This is a genomic window from Amycolatopsis sp. WAC 01375 (genome assembly GCF_003947325.1).
Lineage (GTDB): Bacteria > Actinomycetota > Actinomycetes > Mycobacteriales > Pseudonocardiaceae > Amycolatopsis.
In genome coordinates this window covers 34654-59188 of record NZ_QHHW01000057.1, presented here as the reverse complement: position 1 = coordinate 59188, position 24535 = coordinate 34654, and the positions used below count along the sequence as shown (strand labels likewise).

Below are 24535 nucleotides of genomic sequence, written 5' to 3'. Positions count from 1 at the left end.
ACACTTCACCGCAAGTAGGTGACTAATTGCGAGGGGTCAGGAGAGGCCGGCGAGGGACTTGCCGACGAGTTCCCGGACGCGGGCGCGGGCGGCCTCGGCGTCCGGGGCGACCAGGCCGAGCCGGGTGCGGCGCTCCAGGACGTCCTCGACGTCGAGCGCGCCCTCGTGCCGCACGGCCCATACGACCTCCGCCGCGCTGATCTCGGTGCCGTCGAACAGGGGCAGGCCCAGTTCGGGATCGACCTCGCCGAGCGCCGCGACTCGCGGTGCCTCGGTGCCGTACTTCGCGACCAGCCGGGCAGGTGCGTCCACAATGGACAGACGGTCGCGCGGCGTCGCGCCGAGCAGCGGGAGCCGGGAGGTGGTCGACGGCCCGGCGAGGAGCCCGGAGCGCTTCAACGCGGTATCGACGGCGTCCTCGGCCATCTTCCGGTACGTCGTCAGCTTGCCGCCGACGACGGTGAGGACGCCGTCCGCGCCCGTCACCACCGCGTGTTTGCGCGAGAGATCCGCACTGCGCCCGCCGCCTTCGACCAGCGGCCGCAGCCCGGCGAACGAGCCCGCGACGTCGGCGCGGGTCAGCGGCCGGGTGAACGCCGTCGACGCCACTTCGAGCAGGAAGTCCACATCGGACTCCGGCACGGACGGCACGCGGGGGACGGCGCCGTCGATCGGTTCGTCGGTGACCCCGACGAACACGCGGCCGTCGGGTTGGGGCAGCAGGAAGACGAACCGGTTGTTCTCGCCGGGGACGGGCACGTTGACCGACGTCGCGCCGATCCGCGCCGCTCCCGAAGCCAGGATGAGGTGTGAGCCGCGAGAAGGCCGCAGCCGCACCGACTCCGCCAGTTCACCCGCCCAGACGCCCGTCGCGTTGATCACCTGACGGGTGCGGATCTCGATCTCCTGGCCGGTCAGCCTGTCCCGGGCCAGTACGGATTCCGCGTCGAGCCGGAGCGCCTCGAACTTCGTCAGGATCTTCGCGCCGCGTGACGCCGCCGTGCGCGCCAGGCTGACTACAAGACGCGCGTCGTCGGTCAGCGCGCCGTCGTAGGCGAGCAACGCGCCGCGCAGGCCTTGCGGAGTCAGGCCGGGCGCGAGTGCCAACGCCTCCGCGGCCGGGATCGACCTCGGCCGCGGCAGTACCGACGCACGCGTCCCGGCGGCGCGGCGGAGGCCGTCACCGGCGACGAGGCCGGTCATGATGAACGCCTGCTGGCCGCGGGAGGTCTTGCGGTACAGGGGGAACAACTGCGGGATCGCCCTGGTGAGATGCGGGGCGGTGCGGGTCATCAGTATCCCGCGTTCGACGGCGCTTTCGTGCGCCAGCGCCAGATCACCCTTGGCCAGGTAGCGGAGCCCGCCGTGGACCAGCTTGCTGGACCAGCGCGACGTCCCGTACGCCAGGTCGTACGCCTCGACGAGGGCCACCGAGAGCCCGCGCGCGGCCGCGTCCAGCGCGATCCCGGCGCCGGTGACACCGCCGCCGACCACCACCAGATCGACCCGCTCGCCGCCGGCCAGCGCCGTGAGTTCCCGTTCGCGCCGGAGTGCGTTGAGCGAGCCGGGCGTCACGGTCGCAGCGCCGCGTCGAGCATGTGGCCGAACTCCGTCATCAGCTTCTTCTCGTCCACGTCCGACGTGGCGGGACGGTAGGAGAACGCGAAGGACTGGATGAGCAGCAACAGGGTGCGAGCCTGCGAAGGCAGGTCGCCCTTGCGGATCGAGCCGTCTTCGTGGCCGGAACGCAGCAGGTGCAGGATCACGCCTTCGGCGAAGCGCTGGGTCTTCCCGAGCCGCTCGACGATGTAGGGCAGCACCAGTTCGGGGTCGAGGTCCAGCAGCGTGCGGAACAGGGGATCGCCCGACAGCACGGCGACGGCGGCCGAGGAGCTCCGCACGAGCTTCTCGCGGAAGTTGGCCGGTTCGACGTCCGGTTCGGCGGCGCCCTGCAGCAGTCCGCCGAACTCACGGGTCATGAGGGTCGCGAGCACGCTGCGTACATCCGGGAACCGGCGGTACACGGTCATCCGGCTGACCTTCGCGGTCCGCGCGATCTCGGCGAGCGTCGTCCGCCGCACACCGACGGCGAGCACGCACTTCTTCGCGGCGTCGAGCAGAACGTCGTCGGACACGCGCGTCGAGGCCTGGCGGGATCGGGTGTCCGCCAGTGCCGAAACGCCTGTTTCCGCAGGTGAGTGACGTTTTACGTCCATATGTAACACTGTAGTCGTGACGGAGCTTATTGACCACCGGTTAAGACGATCCTGGACGGCCGAAGCCGGTGACGCGGCCCACCTTCCGGCGAAAGCCCTGCGGTGGCTCGTCCAGCGTATCGGCCCGCTGGGCTCCGCGGCGCCGTTCGCGCCCGATTCGGCACTGTCCGTTCCCGATTCGGCGCTGGGCGAACAGCCGAAACGAGACCTCGAAGAACTCGTCGGCGCCGGCCATGTCCTGGTGGTGCCGGGGGAACGGCTCGCGCGGGCAGGCGGTCTGTCCTATCTGGACCTGATGCGGCGCCGGGGCTTCGGTGATTTTCCGGTGCCGGACGCCGTCGTCCTGCCGGAGAGTCCCGCCGATGTCCAGTCGGTACTGGAAATCTGTGCACGGCACGACGTCGGCGTCGTCCCGTTCGGCGGCGGGACGTCGGTGGTCGGCGGGGTTTCGGCGCTGCGCGGGGACAAGAGCGCGGTGATCGCGCTCGACCTCGCCAGGCTCGGCGAACTGGTCTCCGTCGACCCCGTGTCCAGGATCGCCGTCCTTCAAGCGGGCGTCACCGGACCGGAGGCCGATCGGCTGCTCGCCGCGCACGGCTTCACCCTCGGGCACGTGCCCCAGTCCTACGAACGCGCCACCATCGGTGGTTTCGCCGCGACGCGGTCGGCCGGGCAGGCATCCTCGGGTTACGGCCGGTTCGAGGACATGGTTTCGGGTGTCCGGCTCGCGACCCCGCGTGGCGAATGGAAGCTCGGTGTCGCCCCGGCTTCGGCGGCGGGGCCCGACCTGCGGCACCTCGCCATCGGCAGCGAAGGCGCGCTCGGCGTGATCACCGAGGTCGCCCTCCGTGTCCGTCCCGTGCCGGAAGTGCGCCGTTATGAGGGTTATGTCCTGGACGGCTGGGAGAACGGCACCGCCGCCGTCCGGGAACTCGCCCAGCGGCACGTGCTCGCGGACGTCACGCGACTGTCCGATGTGGACGAGAGCGAGGTTTCGCTGGCGCTCAACGACAGCTTGAAGACCAAGGCGCTGCGACGGTATCTCAAGGCACGGGGAGTCCACGCGCCTTGCCTGCTGATCCTCGGCTGGGAGGGCGCCTCGAAACGAGAAGTCGCCCGGCGCCGTCAGGAGACCACCCGGGTGCTGGCGCCGTTCGGTGCCGTCCGCATCGGCGCCGCCCTCGGCGAATCCTGGCGCCGCGACCGGTTCTCCGGGCCTCGGCAGCGGGACGCCTTGCTGGACAACGGTGTCTGCGTCGAAACCCTGGAAACCGCCGCGTACTGGGCGGAACTGAGCGACCTGCGTGACGCCGTCCGCGCCGCGCTCACCGCGACCCTCGGCAACGCGATCATCATGTGCCACGTCTCGCACGCCTACGAGACGGGCGCGTCGCTGTACTTCACCGTGCTCACCGCGCGCGACGAGGCCGACCCGATCGGCCAGTGGCGGCGGGCGAAGGCGGCGGCGTCGGAGGCGATCACCGGTCTCGGCACCATTTCGCACCACCACGCCGTCGGCGTCGACCACGCGCCTTATCTGGCGGCGGAAATCGGCTCGCTCGGTGTCGAAGTGCTGCGAGCGGCGAAGAAGGCCGTCGACCCGACCGGGATCCTCAATCCCGGGAAGCTTCTCTGAGCAGCGTCGAGGCCTGGACCAGCGTGCAGTCCAGTCCGTGCGTTTCGGCGGGGATGCCTTCCAGCGCCGCGGCCCGGCGCTGTTCGAGGTCGGCGACGCGGATATGCCTGCCGTCCACGAGGATCGGCAGGCGGATGTCCGCCGCGCCGACGTAGGCCACCACGTCGTCGAGCACGGTGCCGTCGTCGAGGGTGATGGCGGGCGCGGTCAGCCGCACCAGGTCGTAGCGTTGTCCGTTGCCCTCACAGCGATCGAGGACGGCGAGCTGGTCCGGCGTCGCGAACCAGACCGAGTGCTCCTCGACGACCCCCGGCGCGGCGGCGAGCGTCGCGGGCCGCTGCCCGTCCCGGAACCGCAGCCCGGACGCCCAGACCGCGGCGAGGTCGGTGCAGCGCGCGTGGCAGACGACGACCGGACCCGTCAGGCCCATGTTCTCCCGCAGCCAGGTGATCTTGGACGGGCACGCGTTCGATCCGTAGGCGAGCACGGCCTGGCGTTCGCGCCAGCCCTCCGGCGCGGTGTCGAGACTGTGCCCGGCGCCGTCGAAGTGGACGAACGAATGCCCCGGCCGCGCTCCCGGATACGGGTCGGTGGGGAAATCGGCGTCGGTGAAGAGTTTCACCACGTCACCACGCTGCGGAGGACGTCGCCGTGGTGCATCCGCTCGAAGGCCCGCTCGACGCCGTCGAGGGCGATCCGCTCGGTGACGAACTTGTCGAGCGGGAGCCTGCCCTGGAGGTAGAGGTCGATCAGCATCGGGAAATCGCGGGAGGGCAGGCAATCGCCGTACCACGACGATTTGAGCGAACCGCCACGCGAGAAGAAGTCGATCAGCGCGACGTCCAGCCGCATGTCCGGGGTCGGGACGCCGACGAGCACGACCGTACCCGCCAGATCACGGCCGTAGAAGGCCTGCCGCCACGTTTCGGGCCTGCCGACCGCGTCGATCACGACGTCGGCGCCGAACGAATCGGTGAACTCCCGGATCGCCTCGACGACCTGGTCTTCGCCCAGTCCCTTGCTGTTCAGCGTGTGCGTGGCGCCGAAGTCCTTGGCCCAGGCGAGTTTCCGGTCGTCGGTGTCGACGGCGACGATGGTCTTGGCGCCGGCCAGCTTCGCCCCGGCGATCGCGGCGTCGCCGACACCGCCGCAGCCGATGACCGCGACCGAATCGCCGCGGCTCACCGCGCCGGTGTTCAGCGCCGCGCCGAGACCGGCCATCACCCCGCAGCCGAGCAGCCCGGCGACGGCGGGTTCGGCGGCGGGATCGACCTTCGTGCATTGTCCACTGTGGACGAGCGTCTTCTCGAGAAACGCCCCGACGCCGAGCGCGGGGGACAGGGCGGTGCCGTCGGCCAGTGTCATCGGCCGGGCGGCGTTGAAAGTCGAGAAGCAGTACCAGGGCCTGCCCCGGCGACAGGCCCGGCAGGTGCCGCAGACCGCGCGCCAGTTCAGGATCACGTAGTCGCCCGGTTCGAGGTCCGTGACGCCGTCGCCGACGGCCTCCACGAATCCCGCGGCCTCGTGGCCGAGCAGGAACGGGAACGCGTCGTTGATCCCGCCCTCGCGGTAGTGCAGGTCGGTGTGGCAGACGCCGCACGCCTTGACCGAGACGACGGCCTCGCCGGGCCCGGGGTCGGGCACCGTCACGGACTCCAGCGAGACCGGTTCACCCTTGGCGCGGGAAACGACGCCTTGGACCTCGTACGGCATGCCCACCTCCGAGTAGTCGACTCCGTAGCCTGCCACGTGACAGGCCCGGATCGCGACATCCGCTCGGGTGGGGAACCGATTCAGTGCCCAGGAGTGATGATGTAGGCGACCCCGCCGGGACCGCTCGAAACACCGCCATTCGTGTTGTACCGCTTGGTGCGCTGCCAGATCGTCTCGAACTGGTGTCGTTTGTAGACATGTCGGACGCGGTCGTTGCTGCTCGCCGCCGGGTCGTTCGCGATCACGTCGCCGTCCTTCGTGAAACCGACGACGACCATGATGTGCCCGGCGGTGCCGTAGCCCGCGCCGTCGAGTTCCTCGGCCTTGAACGACTGCGACGTGATCACCGGGATGCCGCGCGCGATGTAGTTTTCGAGTTCGTTCAAGGAGTGCAAACGGGTGATGTGCCCACGCAATCCGAGTGAAGCGGCGTACGCGGTGTTGAACGGCCAGTTGCCCGTTCCGTCGTAGGCGTAGTCGAACGTGTAGCGGGCGGCGTACGCGACGGTCGGATCGACGTAACCCTCCGGAATCCACGTCATGTCCTCGGGCTTGGGCCGTTTGCCCCAGTATTCGGCGACCATTTCGGTGGAGGTGGGGCTGCACCAGTTCTCGCCGCCGCCGCCGTACTCCGGGAACTGTCCTTTGTGGATGTTCTGCGCGTAGGCGGGCACCTTGAGCTCGATACCGGTGGCGCGGCCCGGCTTGGTCGCCTTGACCTCGAAGCGGTCCGGGACCAGCGACGTCATCGCACCGACCGACGACACCGACGGCGTGGCGCGGGAACCGGCTTCGCGGTACAGGCTGACCCGCAGCTGATACGAGCGGAGCGCGACACCCGCCTTCATGACCAGCGTGTCGACGTCGACCGCGGCGTTGGCGTCGCTCTGGCCGTCGACGCTGGTGCGCTTGATGTCGGCGTCCCCACCGGCCCAGCGGCCCATGACGTACCAGGAGGTCTCGGCGCCCGCCGCGGTGCGGCCCTTCGCCTCGACCTTGAGCCAGGTCTTGGGCGGCGTCTTCGCGTTCCACGAAGCGACCAGCTGCGAGGCGTCGAAGCCCTGCGTGTGGCTCCGCGACGTCCATTGGCCGTATTCGTAGGTCTTCGTGGTGCCGAGTTCGGGTTCGGTGTGCTCGATGGTGCCGATCGGGCGGTCGATGCGCAGCGCTCCGTGGTCGAGATCGAGGCCTTCCAGCCTGCCGTCACGGAAACCGTGGTGACCGGACCATTCGTGGTAGTCGATCGACTCGTCGTCCGGGCGGCCGGGCCCCGCTTCCGCCGTCTGTGCCGTCACCGCTGTCATCGTCGCGATAGTCAGTAGCGTGACCAGCCCTCGTATGCGCATCCCGGCTCCATCCCTCGAGTCCACCCAGTAAGGAAGGAATTTTCGCCGGTTACGCCGGGTATGTAAAGTTCCGCCTCCAATCACGCGAGTTACGCCCCCAAACACGCGAGTTACGCCCCCGATCACGCGAATCACGAGTTCGGCCGTGCGGCGATGGACGACTCGCGTGACTGGATGGCGATCTCGCGTGATTGAAGGCGTAACTCGCGTGATTGAAGGCGTAACTCAGGCGAGCGGGTTCGGCAGCAGGAGTTCGGTGTTCTGGTCCTGAGGGGTACCGACGGCGGACAGCGAAGCGTGGATGTCGTTGTAGGAGAACTCCCGGTACAGCGACGCAAGCGCTTGCGTCGAGGTGTCCGAGTACGGCGCCTCGTACGGGGCTTCCGCCTCGATCAGGGTCGTGAACAGCGAAAGCGTGCCGTCGGCGTTGTCGGCGACCTCGATGATCCGCGCGTGCTGCGGGAAGTCGATGTGCGAAGCGGTGTTGATCTCCCAGAAGCTTTGCTTCGCGGTCTTGCCGACGTGCGGGGTGATCTTGTTGTGGTGCGTGTGCCCGTTGACCCACGCCAGCACGTTCGGGAACCGGTGCAGCAGCGAGACGAACGTGTCGCCGTTGAGCCGGAGCTCCAGCGGATGCCGCGCGTCCGGGAGCACGTTGCCCATGGTGTCGCTGGTGTGATGACTGAAGAGGACGAACAGCTCGTCCGTCACGTTCTGCGTGACCTTGCGCCCGAAGAAGTCGTAGTACGTCGAGCTGTTGCGCTTGAGCGTGTTCTCCACCCAGGTGAACTGCCCGAGCCCGATGGAACCGTCGGCAAGCCCGGCCATCGTCGTCGTGTCGAGGCTGATGCCGACGACGCCCGGCGCGATGCGGAAGGTGTAGTACACGTTCCGCCCGTCGGCGTTGTTCTCGCTGAACCCGTGGCCGACCGGGCCGGGGCCGGTGTTGGCGGAATCGAGGTGGTGCCGCACGAACTCCGCGGTGCTGAACGGCCGCCGTCGTGCGTCCGGGGTGACCTCGCGGATCGTGCCGGAGCCGCCGAACAGCTCCGTGACCGGGACGCCGGAGCCGGACCCGATCGCCTTGGCGAGTTTCCGTGACGTCGTCTCGTCCTTGCCGATCACCTTGAAGCGGCCGGTGTACCAGGCGTCCATCCCCGGCAGGTCCGGCACCGTGCCGACGATGCTGTCGTCGTGGTTGCCGAAGGTGCAGAACCACGGGACGTCGAGGCCGGGCGAGGTGAAGGTGTTCGAGGCCGCGTCGAGCAGACCGGGAAGCTGCGGGAAGCCCTTCTTCGTGTACGCGTCGTCCAGCGTCTTGCCGGGGTTCCAGTAGTGCGAAGACCCGGACGTCTGGACCCCTTCGTGCACGTTCGGGTCGCCAGAGGTCGGGTTCACCGTGCCGCCGTTGAGCACCTTGAGGAACCATTCGAGCTCGATCAGCTCGTGGTTGTCGGTGTTGTCCCCGGTGGTGACCATGAAGTCGATCGGCCGTCCGGTGAACGGGCCGGCCTTCAGGCTGTTCACCCGCTCCACCAGCGCCGTCGTCGCGACCGGGCCGAGCGTTTCCTGTGGCCGGTGCGCCGAGCCGACGAACGGGTGCAGGTACTCGAACCGCGCCGGGCTCTCGGCGTCGGTGAAGTGCAGGTCGGTGAACTGCGCGAACGAGGCCATCGCGCGACGCCGCTCGTCGCGGCCGGATTTCGGCGCGGCGAGGTCGCCACGGACCACGAGCGGCCAGCCGGGACCCGCGGTCAGCCTGGTGTAGCCGGGGCCGGTTTTCAGCGGGGCCGCCGCGGCTTCGAGAGTGGTGCCCGCGGTGCGCACCGCGCGGGCCGAGGTGCGCACCAGCGCCCGGTCGAGCGCGTTGGCGGTCGGCGTGCACAGCAGCAGGCCGACGCCGGCGGCGCCCGCCGCGGTGAAGGTGCGCCTCGAGATGTCGGACATGGCGGTGCCCCCAGTCGTCGCGGATGGTCGTCGCGGAAGGACGATGCCGCACGACGTTAGCCGTGGGGTGAACGCGGGAAAAGGGTAATGCGAAGATTTGTCACGTTCGGCCGAATACCAAAGGAGCCAAGCGGGCTGGTTACGCTGGCCGCTCGGCGAAACGAGGAGGTGGCCCCGGTGGGAGCTTCGGCTTGGTCTGTCCGCGGCCGGTTCGACGGCGACCCGGGTGCGGCGCTGGACGCGATGAAGGCGCGCGTCTTCGCGGAGGGTGACTACCTCTGGGAAGGCGACGAGCTCGGCCGCCCGGATTCGATCGACGACCTGTACGAGGTGGAGAGCGTCCAGGAGTCCGGGACCCATTCCGTGCTCGACGTCCACGAGTTCATCAGCGCCACGGGTGAGGACGACTTCGGCACCATCCGGCCCTTGACCGACGCCGAACTCCTCGCCGCGTTCGGCACCGAGGAGCCGTCCGTCGCCGCCTTCGACGAACTCGACAAGGCGGGACGGCTGCCGTTCGAACGCCGTCCGCGCTGGAGCGCGAACTGTGCGCTGCTCTACGAGGACGACGTCGCGGTCGAGCTGGCGATCTGGGGCGTGTCCGGGGACTAGGGCCGGGAAGAGTGGGCAGGGTTGGTCGTGAGTGGCGATTCGGGTACTGACGAGGGGTAGCGCAAAGGTGTCGGGTCGCGGGGATTCGCTCGCGGCCGTTTCGCTACCGCACCCCTGCTCCCGACGTTGCGAAAGCCACTTTCGCAACGTTGAAGGTTGCGAAAGTGGCTTTCGCAACCTGCCACCTTTGCCCTACCCCTCAACAACCCGAACTCCACTCAAGGCCCATCGGGCCCTCACGCGGACAGGCGGCCCAGTTCGGCTTTGACGGCCTCGACCGCTGCCTTCGTCTCGGCGACCGGATCCGCGCCGTCGCGGGCGATCCGGCCCAGCGCGTCGACTAGCGCGGTGTTCGCCGTCGATGTCCACAGTGGACCGGTGGCGCGGCCGTTCTCTTTGACCAGTTTCGCCGCGTCGGCAGCCGTGGTGACCTTGTCGAGCACGCTCAGCCGCGCTGGCAGGTGGAAACCGAACCTGGTGGCGAACTCCTGCTGGAAGTCGGTGCGCTCCAGCCACAGCCACTTGACGAAATCCTTGGCGGCGTTGGGGTTCAGGCTCTTGGAGTGCACCATCGCGCTCAACCCGCTGACCGGGACGGACGGCGCGCCCGCCGCGTCGAGCCGGGGGAAGGCCAGGATGCCGAAGTCGTCCTTCACGGTGTCCTGGATCTTCGGCAGGTTCCACAGCCAGGTCCATTGCATGGCGATGAGCCCGTCGATGAACGGGAGCGGATCCGCCCAGTCCGTCGAAGCGCCGAGCAGCAGCGAACCGTTGAGCTCGTGGAGTTTCGCGAACGTCGTGGCGGCGCGCGGATCGTCGAAGCCGACGGATTTGCCGTCCTTGACGTAGTCGAGCCCGGCCGACCACAGCAGTGGACCGGCGAGCGCCGCCGCGCCCGCGTCGTTGCCGGCGAACAGTCCTTTGACGCCGTCCCTGGTGAGTTTCTTCGCCGCGTCGACGAGTTCGCCGAGCGTCTGCGGCGGCTGAACCCCGGCCTCCTGCAGGAAACTCTTGCGGTAGAAGAGAACCTGGGCGTCCAGCGCCTGCGGGATGCCGTAGAGCTTGCCGTCGACCGTCTGCGCCGCCAGTACGGAGGGGTTGAAATCCCCGCGCACGGGTCCGATGACGTCGTCGAGCGGGACGAGGAGGTTCTGCCGCACGCGGTCGACGGTGACCTGGTCTTCGAAGACGTCCGGGACCGGCCCCGCCTGCAGCGCGGCGTTCAGTTTCGTTTCGTAGTCGTCGGGATTCCACTGCACCGCGACCTTGGACTTCTGGTACGCGGCCGCGTAGCGCGTGACGGCTTCCTGGACACCGGCTTCGGGGTACGGGTGATACCACTGCGTGAGATCGACCGGTTTGGGTTTCGGCCTGGTCACTCCGGCGGAGTAAGCCGTCGACGGGGGAGGGCTTCCCGTTCGGACGGTGTTGGATCCGCAGGCGGAAAGGACGGTGGTCCCCGCGAGTGCCAGGAATGTTCGCCTGTTTGTCTTACGCACCAACAAAACCCTTCGCCGAACGCAGTGAAGGCCATCTTCAGGGAACAGCGTCCCTCAAGATGGCCTTCACGGAAGGGCAGGCGCGCGGGAGATTAACCCGTTAGAGCTGACTGACGTCGAGCTTGCCTTCGGAGTGGAACGCCCGCAGCCGCTTCTTGTCGAACTTGCCGACACTGGTCTTCGGGACTTCGTCCACAAAGGTCCAATTCTCCGGAAGCTGCCACTTCGCGACCTTGTCGGACAGGAACTCACGCAGTTCCTCGGCCGTGACGTTCTCGCCCTCCTTGAGCACGACGGCGACCAGCGGCCGCTCGTCCCACTTCTCGTCGGGGATGCCGACCACGGCCGCCTCGGCCACCGCGGGATGCGCCATCACCTGGTTCTCCAAATCCACCGAGGAGATCCACTCACCGCCGGATTTGATGACGTCCTTCGCGCGGTCGGTCAGCGTGAGATAGCCGTCGGGGCTGATCTTGCCGACGTCGCCGGTGCGCAGCCAGCCGTCGTGGAACTTCTCCGGATCGGGCTCGTCTCCGCTCGTGCCGCTGTAGTACGACGCCGCGATCCACGGGCCCTGCACCTCGAGCTCGCCGACGCTTTCGTTGTCCCACGGCAGTTCCTCGCCGTTGTCGCCGATCAGCCTGGCGCTGACGGACGCCGGGAACCGGCCCTGGGTGTAGCGGTAGTCCCACGCCTTCTCGCCGGTCGCGGCGGCGGGCGGACGCGCGACGCTGCCCAGCGGCGACGTTTCGGTCATGCCCCAGGCGTGCAGGATCGGCACGTCGTAGCGGTCTTCGAACGCGTGCATCAACGACGGCGGCGCGGCCGATCCGCCGACGACGACCTCGCGCAGATGCGAGATGTCCTGCGGGTTCGCGTCGAGGTGGGACAGCAGGCCCTGCCAGATCGTCGGGACGGCGCCGGCGAAGGTCGGCTTCTCGACGTCGAGCATCTGGGCGATCGGGGCGGGCTGGAGGAAGCGGTCCGGCATCAGCAGCGAGGCGCCGACCATCAGCGCGGCGTACGGCATGCCCCAGGCCATCGCGTGGAACATCGGGACGATCGCGAGGGCCTTGTCGTGCTGCGCCAGCCGCATGCTGTCGGACATCGTGACCTGCATGGAGTGCAGCCAGATCGACCGGTGGGAGTACGCGACGCCCTTCGGGTCACCCGTGGTGCCCGAGGTGTAACACATCGCGGCGGCGGACCGCTCGTCCACGTCGGGCCAGTCGAAGGTGTCCGGCTGGCCGGACAGCAGCTCGTCGTAGGAGTGCACCTGGACTCCGTCGGGCGCGGGGAGGGTGGCGGCGTCGCCGTTGGCCACGATGACGTGACGCACGGTCTTCAGCTCGGGAAGCTGCTTGGCCAGCAGCGGGACCAGCGTGCCGTCGACGATGACGACCTGGTCCTCGGCGTGGTTGGCGACGAAGACCAGCTGCTCGGGGAACAGCCGGATGTTGAGCGTGTGCAGCACCGCGCCCATGGCGGGGATGGCCAGGTACGCGGCCATGTGCTCGGCGTTGTTCCACATGAACGTGCCGACGCGCTGGTCACCGGTGATGCCGAGGCTCCGGAGGGCGTTGGCGAGCTTCGCCGCGTGCTTGCCGAGTTCGCCGTAGGTCTCCCGGCGGGCTTCTGAACCGGTCCAGGTGATGACTTCGCTCTCGGAGTGCACCGTGGTGCCGTGGCGGAGCAGCTTGCCCAGTGACAGCTGTCCGTCCTGCATCGTGCTCAACATCGTGTACTCCCGTAGTGCTCGTTCTCCGGTGAACTGGGGTTGCGCCGACTCTAATCCGGGTGGGGTGAACTGGTCAGTAACGTCGCAGGCAACCGTTCGGTCACAGTGTCGCGCTAACGGGTGTTCCCCGGTTCGAGTCAAGATCATCAATAATTCGCATTTTTCCTGCCATGAAACGAAAAATGGCCGACAGTGCGAAGTCTCGACATCGCTCATAAGGGTGATGAACACGGGCGAATCGCCGCCCGAACGGCGTGTTTCCGCAGGCTGGGGCGGGTTGCCCGTGACGTGGTCGAGGGGTAATAAGTGCGTGTCGGTTTCACGGCCGAGGAACGGGTGGCGTTTACTGGAGCCGTGGTACAGAGACGGCTGGCCAGCGCTTGCTCTTGCAAGCATGGTTAAAGGCCGTCGGCCGCGAAAGCGGAGACCTGAGATGAAAGGACTACTACGTTGGCTCTGCCCACGTTGACTCCGGAGCAGCGCGCCGATGCCCTCGCCAAGGCGGCTGAGGCTCGCAAAGCGCGCTCCGAGCTGCTTGCGTCGATCAAGTCCGGCAAGGAGAGCATCGACAAGGTGCTCAAGCAGGCCAAGGAGAACAAGACCATCGGCAAGACGAAGGTCACGCAGCTGCTGAAGGCCGTGCCCGGCCTGGGCGCGGTCAAGGTCGCCGCCCTGCTGGAGCAGGCCGGGATCGACCCGGACCGGCGTGCCGCCGGCCTGGGCGAGCGGCAGCGCGAGGCCCTCCTCGAGGCGCTGAAGTAACGCTTCCGCCCAGGTCACAGGGTTGCCCGGGGGAAGGTGTTGTCTCCAGAGGCTGTTGCCCGGACAACACTTTTCCCTGGTCTCAGCCGGAGCCTGGGACGCTGGTGAGGTGACGACCAGTACCGCACCGGCGACCCCGGCAGACCTGGCCGCCCGCTACGAGCGGGGCGACTTCCTCCTGGCCACGGCGCGGCACGCGCTCCTCGCGAGCGGGGCCGCGGCCACCGCGACCGACACCGATCCGGCGCGGCTCTCCGGGGCGCTCCCCGGACTGTTCGCCGACTCGGGCGCGTCGATCGCGGTCGGCGTGCTGCCCTTCGACACCACCTCGACGCCGGGGCATCTGGTCTTGCCCCGTGCGATCCATCGCGCGACGTCCGAGCACGCGGCCGTCCCGCCGCGCACCACCCTTCCGCAGCCGGTGAAGGTCACTCCCGTGCCCGAGCCGGAGGCGCATCTGGCCGCCGTCCGCGCGGCCGTCTCGGCGCTGAGCGACCGGGACCTGCGCAAGGTCGTCCTGGCCCGCGCGCTCGACCTCGACTTTTCCGAGGCCGTTCCGGTCGCCGACGTCGTCCGGAACCTGGCGAACGGCAACCCCCGGCACACCACGTACGCCGCGCAGCTTCCCGGCGGGCGCACGCTGGTCGGCGCGACCCCGGAACTCCTGGTGTCCCGCACCGGCGGGGCCGTCCTGTCCCGGCCGCATGCCGGGTCGATGCCCCGGTCGGCGGACCCGGCGATCGACAAGGCGAATGGTGAGGCGCTGCTGGCGTCCGAAAAGGACCACGTCGAACACGCCGTGGTGGTGGAGTCCGTCGTCGAGATCCTGCGGCCGTTCTGCCGCACCCTCGACGTCCGCGGCCCCGAACTCGTCTCGACGCCGGCGATCTGGCACCTCTCGACCACCGTCACGGGTGAGCTGCTCGATCAGGACATCACCGCGCTGGACCTCGCCGCCGCGCTGCATCCGACTCCCGCCGTCTGCGGAACGCCGACCGATGCCGCACGCTCGCTGGTGCGGGAACTGGAGCCGTTCGACCGCGAGTACTACGCGGGTGCCGTCGGCTGGGTCGACGCGGCCGGGGACGGCGAATGGGCCGTCGGGATCCGGTGCGCCGAGATCGCCGACACCTCCATGCGGCTGTACGCCGGCGGCGGCATCGTGCCCGCCTCCGACCCGCGGACCGAGCTCGACGAGACCTCGGCGAAGTTCCGAACCCTGCTCGCCGCCATGGGCCTGGAGATCTAGGACCCCCGCAATTCGTCACCTGCTTGCGCCCGATCGATGCCCGGCGCCGGTAAGCGCCCACGCAAGTAGGTGACGAATTGCGGGGTCAGAGGGTCGCGAAGGCTTCGGTGACCGAGATGTCGTCCGACGTCAGCAGTGCGACGGCGGCCCGGTAGCCCTCGGCCGCCTTCAGGTCCGCGAGCCGGGTCCGGTCCGGGTCGAGGGCCTGGTGGCTCGACCGGACCAGCCGCGCCTGCTCGTCGTAGCCGGAGAACGTGATGCTCTGCAGCGGGATCTTGAGGCCCTTCCCGGTGGCCTTCATGACCGCTTCCTTGCGCGTCCAGTAGGTGAAGAACGCCGTCGCGCGCTCGTCGTCGGAGAGCCCGGAGATCGCGGCCAGTTCGGCGGGGGTCAGCGCGTACTCCATGAGCGAGTCCTCGGCCCGCCTGGTGGCCGTCTCGACGTCGAGGCCGACCGCGGTCCCCGCGGTGGCCGCGACGCCGATGAGGTCGCCGGAATGCGAGATCGACAGCATCAGCGGCGCGCCGGGCACCCGGGGGCGGCCGTGCGGCTTTCCGCAGTCATCGCAGGTCGCGTCGAAGCTCACGTCCTCGACGGCCAGGCCGAGCCGCTCGGCGGCGACGGTCTTCGCCAGCACGCGGCCGGTCAGGAACCGGCGTTTGTCGATGTCCTGGCGGTAGCTTCCATACCGGCCTTGCTCCACCTCGTCGAGCAAGGCGAGGAACCGGGGTTCGGCGGACAGGGGCGGGGACCAGCGGACCGCACATTCGATCACGTCTCTCTTTCTACCCGATCCCGCACCGGATCACTCGGGTGTTCGTTGAGTGGCGTCTTTACCCGATCCCGCCGTTGCGTCACCCGCGTTTTCGTCGAGCAGCGTCGCTTCGTCGAACGGCGATCGGCCGTCCAGCGTCCGGTCGAGCTGCTCGCGGTCGATCTCGTTGGTCCAGGTGCCGATCAGCACGGTCGCGACGGCGTTGCCCGCGAAGTTCGTCAGCGCGCGGGCCTCGGACATGAACCGGTCGATGCCGACGATGAACCCGACGCCGTCCACCAGCTCCGGCCGGTGCGAGGACAGCCCGCCCGCCAGCGTCGCGAGCCCCGCGCCGGTGACCCCGGCGGCACCCTTCGACGCGATGATCATGAACACCAGCAAGGAGATCTGCTCACCGATGGTCAACGGTTTGTCGAGCGCGTCGGCGATGAAGATGGACGCCATCGTCAGGTAGATCGCGGTGCCGTCGAGGTTGAACGAGTACCCGGTCGGCACGGTGATGCCGACCACGGGTTTGGAGACGCCGGCGTGCTCCATCTTCGCGATCAGCCGCGGCAGCGCCGACTCGGACGACGACGTCGAGAGGATCAGCAGGAACTCGCGGCCGAGGTACTTCAGCAGCTTGAAGATGTTGACCCTGGCGAGCAGGCCGAGGATCAGCCCGAGCACCACGAACACGAACAGCGCGCAGGTGATGTAGAAGCCGAGCATGATCACCGCGAGGCTCTGCAGCGCCTTCCAGCCGGTCTCGCCGACGACGGCGGCGATCGCGCCGAACGCGCCGACCGGGGCCGCCCACATGATCATCGCCAGGATCCGGAACACGAGCCGCTGGATGTGCTCGATGCCGCGGCGGATCGGCTCGCCTTTGGTGCCCAGCTTCTGCAGCGCGAACCCGGCGAGCAGCGCGACCAGCAGCGTCTGCAGGACCTCACCCTCGGTGAACGCCGAGACCAGCGTCTTCGGGATGATCCCGAGCAGGAAGTCGACGGTGCCCTCGCTCTTGGCGATCTGACCCTGGCCCTTTTCGGCGATCTCGGGGGTCAGGTGCAGTCCGGTGCCCGGCTGGAGGATGTTGCCGACGACCAGGCCGATGACCAGCGCGACCGTCGACATGATCAGGAAGTAGCCGAGCGCGAGCCCGCCGACGCGGCCGACCTTCGCCGCCTTCGCCACGGAGCCGACCCCGAGCACGATCGTGCAGAAGATGATCGGCGAGATCATCATCTTGATCAGGTTCACGAACCCGGTCCCGAGCGGCTTCAGTTCCTTGCCGACCTCGGGGAACAGGATGCCGACCGCGATGCCGAGCGCCACCGCCGCGATGACGGCCAGGTAGAGGTAATGGGTGCGATCCCGCTTCGCCGCGGGTGCTGCCGTGCTCATGGGTGCCCTTCGACGAGGTGGGGACAGGTTGCGAAAACTTATGACAACTTCTCGGCGAACGACAACCGAAGCGGTACGCTGAACTAAGCGAGCGCTTAGTCACTGTCGAACAGGAGCGGGCTGACCATGGATTTCTCTCTGAGCGTCGAGGAACGCGAGGTACGCGACTGGGTGCGCACCTTCGTCCAGCGCGACCTGATGCCGCGCGAGCAGGAGGTGCTGCGCCGCGAACGCGCCGGCCAGCCCGGCCTGGCCTCCGACGAGCTGCGCGAACTGCAGCTGAAAGCCAAGGAATCCGGCTTCTGGGGTGTGCAGACGCCCGAGGAGTACGGCGGCATGGGCCTGTCCGCGGTGATGACCGCACTGCTGGAGGCCGAACTCGGCCGCACGTTCGTGCCGTTCCGCTTCGGTGGCGCCGCGGACAACATCCTGTACTACGCCAACGACGAGCAGAAGGAGCGCTACCTGCTCCCGACGATCTCGGGCGAGCGCAAGTCGTGCTTCGCGATCACCGAACCCGGCGCGGGTTCGGACGCCAAGGCCATCCGGACCTCCGCCCGCAAGGACGGCACCGACTGGGTCATCAACGGCGAGAAGACCTTCATCACCGGCGGTAACGAGGCCGACTTCGTGATGGTCTTCGCGATCACCGACCCGGAGAAGGGTGCGAACGGCGGCGTCACCTGCTTCCTCGTCGACCGCGACGCGGGCTGGAAGTCCGAGTACATCGACACCATGGGCGAATGGGGTCCGGCCGCGCTGGTCTTCGAGGACGTCCGCGTGCCCGAGACGCAGATCCTCGGCGAGCTCGGCCACGGTTTCGACCTGGCCATGCAGTGGATCGGCGCCGGCCGCTACCTGCTGCCCGCCCGCGCCATCGGCTCCTGCGAGCGGCTGATCTCGATGGCCATCGAGCACGCCAACACCCGGGAGACGTTCGGGCAGAAGATCGCCGAACGCCAGGCCATCCAGTGGATGATCGCGGACTCCGGCACCGAACTGGAGGCCCTGCGCTGGCTGGTGCTGCACGCCGCCTGGCAGGTCGACCAGAAGCTGGACTCGCGGCACGCGCAGTCGATGGCGAAGCTGTACGGCGGCGTGAAGGCGAACGAGATCGTCGACCGCGTCCTGCAGATCCATGGCGGGATGGGCTACACGCGGGAACTGCCGGTCGAGCGGTGGTACCGCGAACTGCGGCTGCTGCGGATCTACGAGGGCACCGACGAGATCCAGCGCCGGACCATCGCGCGCAACCTGCTCAAGGGGCACGTCAAGGTCGGCGGCACCTTGGGCTGATACAGCCCTCAAGTGCAATGAAAGGTCCTTTCCTCGCAAAATTTGCGAGGAAAGGACCTTTCATTGCGTCGGTCTCTCTAGTCTTCGTCCTCGTCCTTCTGATTCCGCATCGCGATCGGGACCCCGGCCAGGTCCTCTTCGTTGCAGAGAAGTTTCACGTCGTAGTAGGGCGAACCCTTGCGGTCGTCGTAGTCGAGATGGACGGCCAGCACATCGACCGGTTCCCCGAGCCACTCCTGAGCCTGGCGTAGCCATGTCGCGCACCGTTCGAGCGCCGTGGGCAGGTCGTCGTCCCGGAATCCCACCGGGCGGTAGGGGACGTCCTGCACCTGATCACGGGGGTTCGAAGGCACCGGCAACGCCGGCGAGAGACCCGAGTCGTCCAGTTCGAGTTGGATCGTTTGCTCAGTCACCCTTCGAGCGTCCCCCAGAGAAGCCGTCTGAGCAAGGCGTACCGACCTAAAGTCGCCGCTAAACGGGCACTCGCCACACTCTTGAGACCACTTCGCGGCAGTTTTGCAGCGCCGTGACGTCCAGCCGGCGTTCGCAGGCGAGCGCCCGCAGCGCCAGTTCCGCGTAGTGGACGGCCAGCTGGTCCAGGGTGAGCGGCCCGTTCGGCGAGTACCAGCGCGCGACCCCGCTGCACATCTCCACCAGCGCGAGCCGGGTGACCGAAGGCTGATCGGTGCGGAAGACACCCGCCGCGACCCCGTCTTCGATGGCGTCCGCCCACAGCCTTTCGTAGGCGTCGCGCAGTCCCACCACCCCGGCCCTGGCGCCGGGGGTGAGCGCGTGGACCTCGTTGTCCACCACGCGGGTGTCATCCGGCTGGATGGCGTGCGCGAGCACGTGCAGCGCCACCAGGGATCCGAGCCGCGACACGGGATCGGTGCGCCCGGCGGTCGCCTGCTCGGCCGCGTCGAGCAGGCGCCGCAGCGACTCGTTCATGATGGCCACCAGCAGATCTTCTTTGGTGCCCATGTAGTGGTAGAGGCTGGCGGACGACAGCTCGGCCTCCTGCGCCAGATCCCGGATGCCGGTGCCGTGGAACCCCTTGGTGGCGAACAGTTTCACCGCCGCCTGGCGCACGCGCTCGCGGGTGTTCAGAGCCATGTCCCGGTGGTCCTGTCCCAGGAACCGGCGCGGAGGTCCTCCGCCTTCTTCAACTCGCCCTTCGCGACGCGTTCGGACGGCGTCATCGGCAGTTCCGTCACGATGGCCCAGAACCGGGGAACCTTGAAGTAGGCCAGTTTCGCCGAGCAGAACTCCGCCAGCTCGGCCGGTTCGCACCGGTGTCCCTCGTTTTCGTCGAGGACGAGGTACGCCTTCACCTCTTCGCCGCGGATGTCGTCCGGCACCGCGATGACGGCGGCGAGCTTGACCGCCGGATGCAGCTGCAGTGCCCGCTCGACCTCGTCGGCGGAGATGTTCTCGCCGCTGCGGCGGATCATGTCCTTGGTGCGGCCCACGTAGTACACGCGGCCCTCGGCGTCCATTGTGGCCAGATCGCCGGTGTGGAACCAGCCGCCGTCGAACGCGCGCCCGGTCGCTTCGGGGTCGTCGTGGTAGCCGTGCATCAGGCCGACCCCGCGGATCAGCAGCTCGCCGGTTTCCCCTCGTGGCAGCGGTTTCCCGGCCTCGTCCGCGATCATCACCTCGCGGGTGGGCGCGGGCCTGCCGAGGCAGCCGGTACCGACCGTCTCCTCGTGATCCGCCGGGTACATCCGGATGTCGCCGCCGGTCTCGGTCATGCCGAAGGCCTCGTACCACGGTGTGCCCCAGCGTGCTTCGAGCGTGGCGTGCAGGTCACGGGGGATGGCCGAGGCGCAGATCGCGCGGACCTGATGTGCCTTGTCCAGCTCGCTTTCCGGCTGGCGCAGCAGGAGGGTGGGCATCAGGCCGAGGCAGTAGAACCAGGTGACGCCGTGTTCACGGACCTTCTCCCAGAAGGTGGACGGGTGGAAGCGGTCGAGCACCACCAGCGTCGCGCCGCCCGCGAGCCCCAGCGCGACGTTCCACTGTGGATCGATGTAGTGGAACGGTTGCGCGGTCAGGATGACGTCGTCGGCGCCGACCATGGGGAAGTCCGTGGCCAGGCTGATCGCCAAGGTCGTCCAGTACCGGTTCGGCAGTACGCAACCCTTGGGCGCGCCCGTGGTGCCCGAGGTGTACTGGATGTTGACCGGGCGTTCGCCTTCGCTCACGAAGTCCGGGCCGTCCACGGAACCGGTCAGTTCGCCGGGCGTGAGCACGCGTTCCAGCGAGGTCTCCGGCGCGATCTTGTCCAGCAGCTCCAGGAATTCCTCGGCCGCGACGGCGAACCGGGCGCCGGAATGCCGGAGCACGTGTGCGCCGTCGAATTCGCGGTATCCGGTGTTGACCGGGACGAGCACGCCGCCGATCTTGGCCAAGGCGAGCCACAGCAAGGGGAACTCGGGCTGGTTGCGCAGCATCACCGCGACCCGGTCGCCCGGTTCCACGCCCAGCGCCAGCAGCGCGCGGGCGAACTCCGTGCTGCGCGCGTCGACGTCGGCGAACGTGAAACTCTCACCGGTGGAGTCGAAGATCCACGCGGTCTTGTCCGGCCAGCGCGCGGCGGCCCTGGTGGTCAGCCCGAGGAGGGTGTCGATCCCGGCGAGCGAGGTCATGTCCGGCTCCGGAAGGCCTCGGCCGAGGCGGCGACCTCGGCGGAGTGTTCGGTGATCAGCGCGTGGCTGACTTCGAGTTCGAGCGCGGCGTCGAGCGAACTGTCGATGCCGGAGTCGAGGGCGCGTTTGGCCATCGTGGCCGCGGCCGCCGGATGCGCGGCGATCCTGGCCGCCCACGCGAGCGCGGTGTCCATCAGGTCGTCGGCGGGCAAGGCCGCGTTGACCAGGCCGAGTTCATGCGCCGCGGTACCGCTCACGCGCTCACCCAGCAGCAGGAGTTCCTTGGCCTTCAGCGGGCCGACCAGCAGCGGCAGCAGCCGCGACGCCGCGCCGGTGACGCTCAGGCCCAGCGAGACCTCGGGGAAGGCGAACACCGCGTCTTCGGCGGCGAGGATCAGGTCGCAGCCCATCGCGAACTCGGCGCCCGCGCCGATCGCGTAGCCGTGGACGGCGGCGATGACCGGCTGGCGCAGCCCACGGAGGCGGCGCGTCACGTCCTGTAACCGGTCGAGCCGCGCCCTGGAATCCGCTGTGTCTCCGGACGGGGTGGGCTCCTTGAGGTCGTGACCGGCGCAGAACGCGCGCCCCCGCCCGGCGAGGACCACCGCCCGCGCGTCGGAGCGGGCGGCCGCGTCGAGTGCCTCCAGCAGGTCGTCGACCAGTTCGGGGACCACCGCGTTGAGGCGCTCCGGGCGGTTCAGCCAGAGCAAAGCGATGCCGTCGTCGAGTGCGTAGTCCACGGTGCTCATGACGCCGAGCCTAGACGACCGATCGATCGATCGATAGAGTCGAATCCATGCGGGTCGACACGGTCTACGAGAACGCCCGGTTCCTCACCGGAACGGGGGAATCCGTAGCGATAGCGGCGCTGAACGGACGAATTGTCGCGTTGGGTCACGATGCTGCCGCGCTTTCCGCAAGGCGCCGTGTCGACCTCGGCGGGTCGGTGGTGGTGCCCGGTTTCCACGACGCGCACAACCACATGGCCTGGTTCGGCATGGCGCTCGACGACGTCGCGTTGTCCGATTGCCGCGGCGTCGACGAGGTGTACGACGCCGTCGCGCGGCGTGCGGCCGAAACGCCGCCGGGCGGCTGGATCATCGGCAGCGGCTACGACCAGAACAAGCTCGCCGGCGGCCATCCGACACGGCAGGGGCTGGACCGTGCCGCCCCCGGCCACCTCGTTCGGCTCAAGCACACGTCCGGGCATATGACCGTGGTCAACTCGGCGGTCCTGGAGCGGCTGGACCTGGGGAACGTGCCCGTCGGCGGCGACGTCGTCCGCGACGAGGACGGCTCGCCGACCGGGCTGCTGCGGGAACAGGCCCAGCTCATGCTGCGGCCGTTGACCTATCCGACGCCGATCGAGACCGTCGTCCGCGGCCTGGACAGGGCGAGCGAGCGGTACCTGGCCGAGGGGATCACGAGTGTCCAGGAGGCCGGGATCGGCGGGGGTCTCGTGGGGGAGCCCCCCGCCGAACTCGCCGCGTACCAGCTGGCGCGTGATCGCGGCGTGCTGCGGGTGCGCAGCACGGTGATGGTCGCCGCGAGCGTGCTGCACGACCTCGATGCGGGGGCGGGCTTCGGCGTGGACCTGGGGATGCGCACCGGTTTCGGCGACGAATGGCTGCGGATCGGCGCGATGAAACTCTTCGCCGACGGGTCGCTGATCGGCCGGACCTGCGCGATGCACGAGCCGTTCGCGGGCGAGCCGGACAACGTCGGCTACTTCCAGGTGCCCGAGGACGAGATCGCGCGGACGATCGCCGCCGCGCACAAGGCCGGCTGGCAGATCGCGACGCACGCCATCGGCGACCGCGCGATCACCGTCGTCCTCGACGCCTACGAAGCCGCGCTCAAGGCCGACCCGCGGCCCGACCACCGGCACCGCATCGAGCACTGCGCGGTGCTCCGGCCCGAAGAGCTGCGGCGGCTGGCGTCGCTGGAGCTGATCGCCTCGCCGCAGGGCCGGTTCGTCAACGAGATCGGCGACGGCATGCGTGCCGCGCTCGGCCCCGAGCGCGAGCCGTGGTGCTACCGGCTCAAGAGCCTGCTCGACGCGGGATGTGTGCTGCCTGCCAGCTCCGACCGCCCGGTCGTCGAGGGCGCGCCGCTGCTCGCGCTGGCCGACATGGTGCGGCGGAAGACCGCGTCCGGCGTCGTGCTGGGTCCCGATGAGCGGCTCACGCCCGCCGAAGCCCTGCACGCGTACACGTACGGCTCCGCGTACGCCGCTTTCGCCGAGAAGGACCTGGGCACGCTGGCGCCCGGCAAGCTCGCGGACTTCGCCGTCCTCTCGGCCGACCCGACCGACGAGTCCACTTTGGATTCGATCCACGTCGTCGCCACCGCCGTCGGCGGCGACATCGTCTACGAACGGAGCTGAGACCCATGCCGGTGCGGGACGCGGTCGCGGACGACATCGAGGAGATCTGCGCGCTCATCGAGGAGCACGCGGTCTACGAGGACAAACACGATCTGAAGCTCGACAGGCAGGAGATGGCCGGGTTCCTCTTCGGGCCCGATCCGAAGGCATGGGTGCTGCTGGCCACCCCGCCCGAGGAGCCGGACAAGGTCGCGGGCTTCGCCTTCTGCAGCTGGAACTTCTCCACCTGGGAGGCCAGGCCCGGGATCTGGCTCGACGACCTCTTCGTGCGCCCGGAACACCGCCGTTTCGGCCTCGGGCGGGAGCTGCTCGACGAGCTGAGCGCGCGGACGCCGGGCCGGGTCGAATGGGACATGCAGGAGGGCAACGAGAAGGGCGAGGCGTTCTACGCCCAGCTCGGCGCCGAGCCCGTCCCCGGCTGGATCCGGTACCGCTGGCGGCCGCACACGAAGTGAGCCAAGCCGTAAACTCGCACGCATGGGTGAAGGGGCAAGCCGCAGGTCGTCGTCCGTTGAGGACTACGTCCGGGTGATCTACGGGCTGGTGGAACGCGGTGAGGCCGTCACCAACACGTCGCTGGCCGGACGGCTGGAGGTCAGCCCGTCCTCGGCGTCCGGCATGGTCACCAAGCTGTCCCAGCTCGGGCTGGTCGCGCACGTCCCGTACCGGGGCATCGAGCTGACCACCGAAGGCAGGCTGCTGGCCCGCTCGGTGCTCCGACGGCACCGGCTGATCGAGACGTACCTGGTGTCCGAGCTCGGCTACACCTGGGACGAGGTGCACGCCGAGGCGGACGCGCTCGAACACGCGGTGTCGGACAGGCTCGTCGAGCGGATCGCGGCGAAGCTCGGCAACCCGGTGCGCGACCCGCACGGCGACCCCATCCCCGCCCCCGACGGCAGCGTCGAGGAGATGCCGATGCGCATCCTCGACGACCTCCCGCCCGGCGCGGTCGGCGAGATCGTCCGCGTCTGGGACACCGACCCGGAACTCCTGCGCTACCTGACCGAGCATTCGATCGGCCTCGGCGAGCGGATCGAGGTCGTCGAACGCCAGCCCTTCGGCGGCCCCATGGTGGTCAAGGTCGGCTCACCGCCGGACGCGGCGACCCACGCGATCGGCAAGGAGATCGCGCAGGCACTGTCGGTCGCGCTGCGTTGACCGACGTGTCCACTGTGGACGTGTTTCGAATGGTGCGTGCGGTGCGAATTTCCCGTACGTCCCTGCATAATTCGGCCCTTGGCACTTCACCCACATGCCGGGCCGATAGGTGATCTAAGGCCCTTCCGATCATGTGTTCACGCGCCTAGGCTGCGCTATTCCGGG

Annotated in this window: 22 protein-coding genes; 8 read left to right on the top strand and 14 right to left on the bottom strand. The window is 68.8% G+C overall.

The annotated features are described in order from the left end of the window. Nucleotides 1–36 precede the first annotated feature (36 nt). Entirely contained in the window at nucleotides 37–1575 is a 1539-nt protein-coding gene (locus DL991_RS38940) for a glycerol-3-phosphate dehydrogenase/oxidase (RefSeq protein ID WP_125789344.1), read from the bottom strand. Further along, nucleotides 1572–2135, bottom strand: coding sequence for a TetR/AcrR family transcriptional regulator (locus tag DL991_RS38935; RefSeq protein ID WP_125789380.1), 564 nt, complete (start codon nucleotides 2133–2135; stop codon nucleotides 1572–1574). Before DL991_RS38935 ends, DL991_RS38940 begins: the two co-directional genes overlap by 4 nt. Before the next feature lie 97 nt (nucleotides 2136–2232). Here DL991_RS38935 and DL991_RS38930 point away from each other — a divergent pair, with 97 nt between their 5' ends. After that, on the top strand, nucleotides 2233–3852 hold the full coding sequence (locus tag DL991_RS38930; protein ID WP_199754247.1) for an FAD-binding oxidoreductase: 1620 nt from the start codon (nucleotides 2233–2235) through the stop codon (nucleotides 3850–3852). Here the strand turns inward: DL991_RS38930 and DL991_RS38925 are convergent. The 4 genes from DL991_RS38925 to DL991_RS38910 form a co-directional block, all read right to left on the bottom strand. Beyond that, nucleotides 3830–4477 carry a gamma-glutamylcyclotransferase family protein gene (locus DL991_RS38925; protein ID WP_125789343.1) on the bottom strand — a complete coding sequence of 216 codons (648 nt, stop codon included), beginning with the start codon at nucleotides 4475–4477 and terminating at the stop codon, nucleotides 3830–3832. The two genes, DL991_RS38930 and DL991_RS38925, sit on opposite strands and share 23 nt — an antisense overlap. After that, the gene (locus DL991_RS38920; protein WP_125789342.1) at nucleotides 4471–5565 is read right to left on the bottom strand and encodes an S-(hydroxymethyl)mycothiol dehydrogenase; all 1095 of its coding nucleotides are present in this window, start codon (nucleotides 5563–5565) and stop codon (nucleotides 4471–4473) included. The genes DL991_RS38925 and DL991_RS38920 overlap by 7 nt, the downstream gene beginning before the upstream one ends. Nucleotides 5566–5645: 80 nt before the next feature. Beyond that, nucleotides 5646–6911, bottom strand: a complete 1266-nt coding sequence (locus tag DL991_RS38915) for a peptidase C39 family protein (protein ID WP_199754245.1) — start codon at nucleotides 6909–6911, stop codon at nucleotides 5646–5648. Between the two features lie 225 nt (nucleotides 6912–7136). Further along, nucleotides 7137–8858 (bottom strand): TIGR03767 family metallophosphoesterase, encoded by a 1722-nt coding sequence (locus DL991_RS38910; RefSeq protein ID WP_125789341.1) that lies wholly within the window; start codon nucleotides 8856–8858, stop codon nucleotides 7137–7139. Between the two features lie 177 nt (nucleotides 8859–9035). Here DL991_RS38910 and DL991_RS38905 point away from each other — a divergent pair, with 177 nt between their 5' ends. Beyond that, nucleotides 9036–9470 carry a hypothetical protein gene (locus DL991_RS38905; RefSeq protein ID WP_125789340.1) on the top strand — a complete coding sequence of 145 codons (435 nt, stop codon included), beginning with the start codon at nucleotides 9036–9038 and terminating at the stop codon, nucleotides 9468–9470. Between the two features lie 236 nt (nucleotides 9471–9706). On the opposite strand, the gene DL991_RS38895 is transcribed toward DL991_RS38905, so the two are convergent. Continuing rightward, nucleotides 9707–10969, bottom strand: a complete 1263-nt coding sequence (locus DL991_RS38895; protein ID WP_125789338.1) for an ABC transporter substrate-binding protein — start codon at nucleotides 10967–10969, stop codon at nucleotides 9707–9709. A 100-nt stretch (nucleotides 10970–11069) separates the two neighbouring features. Then, a complete protein-coding gene (locus tag DL991_RS38890; protein ID WP_125789337.1) occupies nucleotides 11070–12707 on the bottom strand; it encodes a long-chain fatty acid--CoA ligase in 1638 nt (545 codons plus the stop codon). 450 nt (nucleotides 12708–13157) lie between these two features. On the opposite strand from DL991_RS38890, the gene mihF reads away from it, so the two are divergent. After that, the gene (gene mihF / locus DL991_RS38885; RefSeq protein ID WP_005155963.1) at nucleotides 13158–13469 is read left to right on the top strand and encodes an integration host factor, actinobacterial type; all 312 of its coding nucleotides are present in this window, start codon (nucleotides 13158–13160) and stop codon (nucleotides 13467–13469) included. Between the two features lie 109 nt (nucleotides 13470–13578). Then, on the top strand, nucleotides 13579–14718 hold the full coding sequence (locus tag DL991_RS38880; RefSeq protein WP_125789336.1) for an isochorismate synthase: 1140 nt from the start codon (nucleotides 13579–13581) through the stop codon (nucleotides 14716–14718). Nucleotides 14719–14803: 85 nt separating this feature from the next. Here the strand turns inward: DL991_RS38880 and DL991_RS38875 are convergent, their stop codons facing one another. Both DL991_RS38875 and DL991_RS38870 read right to left on the bottom strand, forming a co-directional pair. Beyond that, on the bottom strand, nucleotides 14804–15493 hold the full coding sequence (locus tag DL991_RS38875; protein WP_125789335.1) for a 4'-phosphopantetheinyl transferase superfamily protein: 690 nt from the start codon (nucleotides 15491–15493) through the stop codon (nucleotides 14804–14806). A 30-nt stretch (nucleotides 15494–15523) separates the two neighbouring features. Then, nucleotides 15524–16879: a cation:dicarboxylate symporter family transporter gene (locus DL991_RS38870; RefSeq protein ID WP_125789334.1), complete on the bottom strand. Its 1356-nt coding sequence runs from the start codon at nucleotides 16877–16879 to the stop codon at nucleotides 15524–15526. 126 nt (nucleotides 16880–17005) lie between these two features. Between DL991_RS38870 and DL991_RS38865 the strand changes: the two genes are divergently transcribed. Continuing rightward, the gene (locus DL991_RS38865; RefSeq protein ID WP_125789333.1) at nucleotides 17006–18175 is read left to right on the top strand and encodes an acyl-CoA dehydrogenase family protein; all 1170 of its coding nucleotides are present in this window, start codon (nucleotides 17006–17008) and stop codon (nucleotides 18173–18175) included. Between the two features lie 77 nt (nucleotides 18176–18252). On the opposite strand, the gene DL991_RS38860 is transcribed toward DL991_RS38865, so the two are convergent. The 4 genes from DL991_RS38860 to DL991_RS38845 are packed head-to-tail and all read right to left on the bottom strand — an operon-like array spanning nucleotide 18253 to nucleotide 21572. Continuing rightward, a complete protein-coding gene (locus tag DL991_RS38860; RefSeq protein WP_034308634.1) occupies nucleotides 18253–18588 on the bottom strand; it encodes a hypothetical protein in 336 nt (111 codons plus the stop codon). A 58-nt stretch (nucleotides 18589–18646) separates the two neighbouring features. After that, nucleotides 18647–19288, bottom strand: a complete 642-nt coding sequence (locus DL991_RS38855) for a TetR/AcrR family transcriptional regulator (RefSeq protein ID WP_125789332.1) — start codon at nucleotides 19286–19288, stop codon at nucleotides 18647–18649. After that, nucleotides 19279–20823 carry an ATP-dependent acyl-CoA ligase gene (locus tag DL991_RS38850; protein ID WP_125789331.1) on the bottom strand — a complete coding sequence of 515 codons (1545 nt, stop codon included), beginning with the start codon at nucleotides 20821–20823 and terminating at the stop codon, nucleotides 19279–19281. The genes DL991_RS38855 and DL991_RS38850 overlap by 10 nt, the downstream gene beginning before the upstream one ends. Next, the gene (locus tag DL991_RS38845) at nucleotides 20820–21572 is read right to left on the bottom strand and encodes an enoyl-CoA hydratase/isomerase family protein (protein WP_125789330.1); all 753 of its coding nucleotides are present in this window, start codon (nucleotides 21570–21572) and stop codon (nucleotides 20820–20822) included. The genes DL991_RS38850 and DL991_RS38845 overlap by 4 nt, the downstream gene beginning before the upstream one ends. A gap of 47 nt (nucleotides 21573–21619) precedes the next feature. Here DL991_RS38845 and DL991_RS38840 point away from each other — a divergent pair, with 47 nt between their 5' ends. The 3 genes from DL991_RS38840 to DL991_RS38830 are packed head-to-tail and all read left to right on the top strand — an operon-like array spanning nucleotide 21620 to nucleotide 24370. Continuing rightward, nucleotides 21620–23209: an amidohydrolase gene (locus DL991_RS38840; protein WP_125789329.1), complete on the top strand. Its 1590-nt coding sequence runs from the start codon at nucleotides 21620–21622 to the stop codon at nucleotides 23207–23209. Between the two features lie 5 nt (nucleotides 23210–23214). Continuing rightward, nucleotides 23215–23664: a GNAT family N-acetyltransferase gene (locus DL991_RS38835; RefSeq protein ID WP_125789328.1), complete on the top strand. Its 450-nt coding sequence runs from the start codon at nucleotides 23215–23217 to the stop codon at nucleotides 23662–23664. 22 nt (nucleotides 23665–23686) lie between these two features. Continuing rightward, nucleotides 23687–24370: a metal-dependent transcriptional regulator gene (locus DL991_RS38830; RefSeq protein WP_125684091.1), complete on the top strand. Its 684-nt coding sequence runs from the start codon at nucleotides 23687–23689 to the stop codon at nucleotides 24368–24370. Nucleotides 24371–24535: the final 165 nt, after the last annotated feature.